The following is a 5,343-nucleotide window of genomic DNA, read 5'->3' on the forward strand; positions in this document are numbered from 1 at the left end:
TCGTAGCAGCTGGCGAAGCCTGCGTTCGGCTCGGTCCGCGTTCGGGCGCAGCAGCCGTAGAGTCAGGCGGCGCGGTGTTTCAGGAAGACCGTGCTCGCAGGTTTTACGACTGCTTCGCAGCCGAACGCAGCCTCGCAGGCTCGGCAGCTGCTACGGGGGGGGGGCGTTACAGCTGATGTTGTGTTTCTGGTGATTAAGCGTGTCGGTAGCGGTCGCTACGGGCGATAATGCCGCGCATTCAGTCTTCAACTTAGCAAAAGAGCCCTGCCGTGATGTTCGAGATCAAGCCGTGGAACCCCGAAACCTATCGACAGCAGACGCGCCGCAGCACCGTGATCATCGCCGTGACCTTCATTCTGCTGGCGATGACGCTGTCCGGCCTGGCGGTCATGCTGTTCGGCGAACCCGGTGGCGATAACTTTCGCTTCAACCTGGGGGGCGTCATTGCCGCCGTCATCGTTAGTGCTGTGCTGATGAAGACCAAAGGCTGGTCGCAGCCGTGGATGGCAGCGGCGGTTTACGGCTGGCAACTCAAGCGTAGCCTGATGAGCGTCACCAACGTCATGCATAAGGTCACCGACGCGGTGCAGGCCGGTAACCCGAGCGCCATCAAGCTGCTGCGCTTTTACCACCTGGGGCTCACGCAAATGCACCAACTGGATGGCAACACCAGCAGCCTCAGCCAAATGACTCGCGAGATCGACCAGCACAAGGCGAGCATGGAAGCGCTGGGGATCGACACTGAACAGAATCAGTTGAACCCGGAGTGGCTGGCGGCCGTAAAGGCGAAGGAGGCATGAGTTCGATGTTCACGATCACCCACTTTGAAACCCCGTGCTCCGAGCCCATCAATGACCAGATTCTGCAAATGGTCGTCGACTATCTGACCGATATCAGCACGGTGGCGATTGCCATCGACACCAGGGCGTCGCACGGGCGATGGTCCAGGAAATGCTCAGCCGCTACCCGCATGCCGAGCTGACGTGCGCGGTCGGCAAGGTTGCCTGTTTCGAAGCGATGGGCTTTCAGGTGCTGGGCACGCGCGGGCCGCAGGTGCTGATGAATACGCGCGATCACAGCACGGGCGGCTTGATGGGCGTGCTGGATACAGCGCCGATCTACCGCTCGACAGAAGTGCGGCAGATCCATACGTATCTGCTGCAACGACACGGGAAGCGGGCGATGCTCGATGCCGAAAAACAGCGCGACCGGCATCTCGACCAGATGACGGCCAAAGCGAAGGCTTTTGTGCAGGAGCGGCTTGGGTAGGTGGCAGTTCACGCTACTTTGAGTTCTTACGGGTACTGTCGTATACAGTCGGATGTAAGAGGCTCGGACGCTGGAATTTAGCGTTCAGAACCCTACTTGAAGAGTTCAGAATGACYTCCGAGATCGACAAATGTAATCAAGTCAGAATGTGAGTGCTCGTAGATCATCAAGAAGTCCCCCCCAATATGACACTCCCGAAAACCACTCCAATCACCCGTCAAAGCATGATCCAGGTACTCGACCGGCAGTTGCTCCCCCAGAAATAACATGACCATCACCTGCCGGACTTCATTCATATCACGGCGTCCGGCTCGCTTGTAACGCTCCCAGGACTTCTTGAATTCCGATGTTTGAGCACACTGCTTTGGCAGTTCAGCGCGCTTTTGCTTTTTCTCCGGTTTCGCCATCAGTGTCCCTCAGCATGTCGTCTATCGAGTCGAACTGTTGGCGAATGCCTCGCGCTTCCATCATGGCGCGAGCTGTTTTTTCCGAAGGGACGCGCACCTCAAACGGAAGCCCCTGAGTTGCAACGACCTGACGGAGAAAAAGACGCATGGCGTCACTGATGCTCAGCCCGCAAGCGTTTAAGACTTCAGTGGCACGCACCTTCAGATCCTCATCAATGCGGCAACGCACGTCGGTAGTTTTCAGCAATGCACCCATGGTAATGACCTCATCGTTTATTTGTAGCTACATTGGCGCTACCTCGGGCATTGTGGTTGAGCGGGGTCCTTTCGGTCAACGTCGCCTTGATGAGTGGTTTCAAAGCCTATGGCGCGGTCTGAACACCGACAGGAGTTTTCGCTCGGTATTTCAATCGTTTAAGCACACGATGAATATCAGCCTGGTCCACTTTGTGTTTGAGAACCGTCCGAGCCCAATGCAGGAAGGTACTGAAGGTGTTGCGCTCCGGTGTTTGCTTCCTACCTGAATCTGGTTGTTCAGGAGGCTGACTGCTGAGCAAACCATTCTAATATGGCTAATCAGCCTGCCCTGAACACCAGCGCCTTCAGACCGCTTTGCGCATCGATATCGGGAAATTCCGGTGGGTTTTCCAGGCGTTGTTCGAAGTGCAGGCTCGGGGCTTCGCGGGTCACGCCGTCGATGAGAAAGTCCGGGCCGAAGGCCGGGTCGTTCATGCAGGCCAGTACCACGCCATCGCTGGTGAGCAGTTCTGGCAGGCGGCGTAGTACGCGTTGGTAGTCCTTGGTCAGCAGAAAGCTGCCTTTCTGGAACGACGGCGGGTCGATGATCACCAGGTCGTAAGGGCCGCTGTTGATGACCTTGCCCCAGGACTTGAACAGGTCATGGCCGAGAAAGCTGACCTTGCTCAGGTCGTGCCCATTCAGCCGGTGATTGTCGCGTCCGCGGCTCAGGGCGCCGCGGGACATGTCCAGGTTGACCACATGCTCCGCGCCACCCTCGATGGCGGCCACCGAAAACCCGCAGGTGTAGGCGAACAGGTTCAAGACGCGTTTGCCCTGGGCATTGGCGCGCACCCAATTGCGGCCGTAGCGCATGTCGAGAAACAGGCCGCTGTTCTGTTTTTTGCCCAGGTCGATGCGATAACGCAGGCCGCCCTCGGTGATCGTCCATTCCTCGATCGTTTCCCCCAGCAACCATTCGGTGGTGCTTTGCGGCAGGTAGCGGTGTTGCAGCAGTAGCGTATGCGCGCCGGATTTTTCCCACGCAGACGAGTGCGCAATCTCCATCAGCAGCTGCTTCAATGCCTCCAGCTGCGCCGGGTCAGGCTCCTTGAACAGTGAGACCAGCACCACACCCTGCATCCAGTCGACGGTCAGTTGTTCCAGCCCCGGCCAGCATCGGCCCCGGCCATGGAACACGCGGCGGGTTTCTTCGGGGGCAGCGGTCAGAGCCGTCAGTAAATGCTGGCGGAGGATGGCGAGGGCGTCAGGGTTCATCGGGCAGGGCCGGCAATATGAAAGGGGCGGCATTTTAACCACAATTGTGGCGTCAGGGGTTTTGCGAGGCAAAAGGCGATTGCGTAGGCGAGCCGCCATCAAAGCATTTGCGCAAGTACCGACCCGGATCAACAATGTACCGGCAGTCAGGCAGCGAGGTTTTTACCCGGTCACGTCGTCAGTCGACACGGAGCGCTCATGAACGATCGTTACACCCGCACGGCGATTTGCCTGCACTGGCTGATAGCCCTCGGGCTGATCGGCACCTTCGCGCTCGGCTACTACATGCCAGAGCTTGCGCTTTCGCCGACCAAACTGAAGCTGTACTCATGGCACAAGTGGGCGGGGGTGACCTTGTTTTTTCTGGTGCTGCTACGGCTCGGCTGGCGCCTGGGCCATCCTGTTCCGCCCTTGCCGACGCCCGTGTCGCCCGTGATGAGGTTCGCGTCCCACCTTTCGCATGGGGTGATGTACGCACTGATGCTCGCGATTCCGCTCAGCGGCTGGCTGATGAGTTCGGCAAAAGGCTTCCAGACGTCATGGTTTGGTGTCTTGCCGCTGCCGGATCTGCTGCCCAAGGACGACGCACTCGGCGATCGTCTCATCGATGTGCACAAAATCCTCAACTACACATTGCTGGTGCTGGTGATCGTTCATACATGCGCGGCGCTCAAGCACCACTTCATTGATCGCGACAACGTGCTGACGCGCATACTGCCGTCAAAGCGCCAGCCTGACCCACGGCATCTCAAGCCATGAAGCAGGCCACTGACCGGATAATTCCATGACCCATCGATTTCCACGCTCCATCTTCCTGATGGCAGCCCTTGCATTCGCTACCTCGGCGGGCGCCCAGGCCGTCGAATACAAGAAAGTAAATGCAAGCGCGAGCCAGATCAGCTTCACCTATAACCAGATGGGAGCAAGGGTGTATGGCACGTTCGGCAAATTCGAGGCCACCCTCGATTTCAACTCGGCGAACCCCTCGGCGGCCCACGCCGCACTGACCATCCAGCTCGACAGCATCGATGCCGGCAACAGCGATGCCAACAGCGAGTTGAAAAAGCCCGCCTGGTTCAACACCGCGGCCTATCCGCAAGCGACGTTTGTATCGAGCAGCGTGAAGGCGCTCGGCAACAATCGCTACGAGGTCACTGGCAAGCTCACGCTCAAGGGCATTACCCGCGAGGTCGGTGCACAAATCACCTTGAAACCTGAGAGCGCCATCGGTGTATTCGATGGCGAGTTCATTCTCAAGCGTGGCGACTTCAGGATCGGTGAGGGCGAATGGGCCGATTACGGGGTTATCTCCAACGAGATCAACATCAAGTTTCGGGTGGTCGCGCCCGAGCAGTAGCCTGTGCTCGAACCCGGATACCTGACGATGGATTGGCCGCGCCGTGAAGGGAAAACACCCAAAAGCGCTACGCCCTCGGCTACACTCCGGCCATGCCAAATAACTCTCATATGCCCTTGAATTTCACCCGGATCTTCAACAGCGTTGTCACCCGGCTGTTGGGATTGGCGCTGTGCATTGTCGTGTTTGGGGCGGTCGTGCGCTATTACGTGCTAACCGACTTTCTGCGTGAGGATTTGAGCGCGGTCGTGGAAGGCCAGCAATTAGCGTTGGCGACCTATGTCGCTCGCGACATCGACGACAAAATCATTCAGCGTCAGCGTTTGCTCGAGCTCCTTGCCACCTCCATTCCTGTTGATTTCCTCAAGCAACCCGAGCGACTGCGCGCCTGGCTGAAAGAGCATTACGCCTACCAGACGTTGTTCTCGACAGAGGTGTACATCGTCAACGCCAATGGGGATTTACTCGCGAGCTATCCTGACCTGACGCCGCCGCTCAATACCCCTTACGCAGAGCGTGATGACATTCAAGCCGGATGGGCAGGCCACTCATTTGTCGGGCGTCCTGCGGTGGATCAAGCGACAAAAAAACCGCTGCTGCCGATGTCCGCGCCCATCAAGGATGAACACGGCGGGGTTCAAGCTGTTCTCGTGGGCGTCACGGCACTCGCAGCGCCAGGTTTTCTGGATTCCTTGCTCCAGAGCCGCATGGGGAGACAACGGGCGGATTCCAGCTGGTTTTCCCGGAAAGTCGATTGTTTGTCGAATCCTCGGCGCAGGACATGACGCTCAAGCC

The 5,343-nt window shown here is 58.2% G+C and carries 7 protein-coding genes and 1 pseudogene; 5 read left to right on the forward strand and 3 right to left on the reverse strand.

Going from position 1 to position 5,343, the window contains the following annotated elements; all coding sequences use genetic code 11:
* Positions 1–272: 272 nt before the first annotated feature.
* Positions 273–800: a DUF3087 domain-containing protein gene (locus AC1DH9_RS22890; RefSeq protein ID WP_427543686.1), complete on the forward strand. Its 528-nt coding sequence runs from the start codon at positions 273–275 to the stop codon at positions 798–800.
* A gap of 5 nt (positions 801–805) precedes the next feature.
* A pseudogene (locus AC1DH9_RS22895) lies at positions 806–1,269 on the forward strand (hypothetical protein).
* 92 nt (positions 1,270–1,361) lie between these two features.
* On the opposite strand, the gene AC1DH9_RS22900 reads toward AC1DH9_RS22895, so the two are convergent.
* From AC1DH9_RS22900 to AC1DH9_RS22910, 3 genes are all read right to left on the reverse strand, one after another.
* A complete protein-coding gene (locus AC1DH9_RS22900; RefSeq protein WP_477808832.1) occupies positions 1,362–1,676 on the reverse strand; it encodes a type II toxin-antitoxin system YafQ family toxin in 315 nt (104 codons plus the stop codon).
* Positions 1,642–1,932 carry a type II toxin-antitoxin system RelB/DinJ family antitoxin gene (locus AC1DH9_RS22905; RefSeq protein WP_054598088.1) on the reverse strand — a complete coding sequence of 97 codons (291 nt, stop codon included), beginning with the start codon at positions 1,930–1,932 and terminating at the stop codon, positions 1,642–1,644. The genes AC1DH9_RS22900 and AC1DH9_RS22905 overlap by 35 nt, the downstream gene beginning before the upstream one ends.
* 320 nt (positions 1,933–2,252) lie before the next feature.
* Positions 2,253–3,191: a class I SAM-dependent methyltransferase gene (locus tag AC1DH9_RS22910; protein WP_427543677.1), complete on the reverse strand. Its 939-nt coding sequence runs from the start codon at positions 3,189–3,191 to the stop codon at positions 2,253–2,255.
* 198 nt (positions 3,192–3,389) lie between these two features.
* On the opposite strand from AC1DH9_RS22910, the gene AC1DH9_RS22915 reads away from it, so the two are divergent.
* The 3 genes from AC1DH9_RS22915 to AC1DH9_RS22925 all read left to right on the forward strand — a co-directional run bounded on the left by AC1DH9_RS22915 (position 3,390) and on the right by AC1DH9_RS22925 (position 5,333).
* Positions 3,390–3,950, forward strand: a complete 561-nt coding sequence (locus AC1DH9_RS22915) for a cytochrome b (protein ID WP_427543674.1) — start codon at positions 3,390–3,392, stop codon at positions 3,948–3,950.
* Positions 3,951–3,975: 25 nt separating this feature from the next.
* Positions 3,976–4,548: a YceI family protein gene (locus tag AC1DH9_RS22920; protein WP_427543671.1), complete on the forward strand. Its 573-nt coding sequence runs from the start codon at positions 3,976–3,978 to the stop codon at positions 4,546–4,548.
* 110 nt (positions 4,549–4,658) lie between these two features.
* Positions 4,659–5,333, forward strand: a complete 675-nt coding sequence (locus AC1DH9_RS22925) for a cache domain-containing protein (RefSeq protein WP_477808833.1) — start codon at positions 4,659–4,661, stop codon at positions 5,331–5,333.
* Positions 5,334–5,343 lie beyond the last annotated feature (10 nt).

The sequence above is a fragment of the Pseudomonas sp. 05T35 genome, assembly GCF_056396605.1.

Coding starts and splice junctions, on each gene's coding strand:
- AC1DH9_RS22890 (WP_427543686.1), top strand. CDS start 273: ATGTTCGAGATCAAGCCGTGGAACCCCGAAACCTATCGACAGCAGACG.
- AC1DH9_RS22905 (WP_054598088.1), bottom strand. CDS start 1,932: ATGGGTGCATTGCTGAAAACTACCGACGTGCGTTGCCGCATTGATGAG.
- AC1DH9_RS22910 (WP_427543677.1), bottom strand. CDS start 3,191: ATGAACCCTGACGCCCTCGCCATCCTCCGCCAGCATTTACTGACGGCT.
- AC1DH9_RS22915 (WP_427543674.1), top strand. CDS start 3,390: ATGAACGATCGTTACACCCGCACGGCGATTTGCCTGCACTGGCTGATA.
- AC1DH9_RS22920 (WP_427543671.1), top strand. CDS start 3,976: ATGACCCATCGATTTCCACGCTCCATCTTCCTGATGGCAGCCCTTGCA.
- AC1DH9_RS22925 (WP_477808833.1), top strand. CDS start 4,659: ATGCCCTTGAATTTCACCCGGATCTTCAACAGCGTTGTCACCCGGCTG.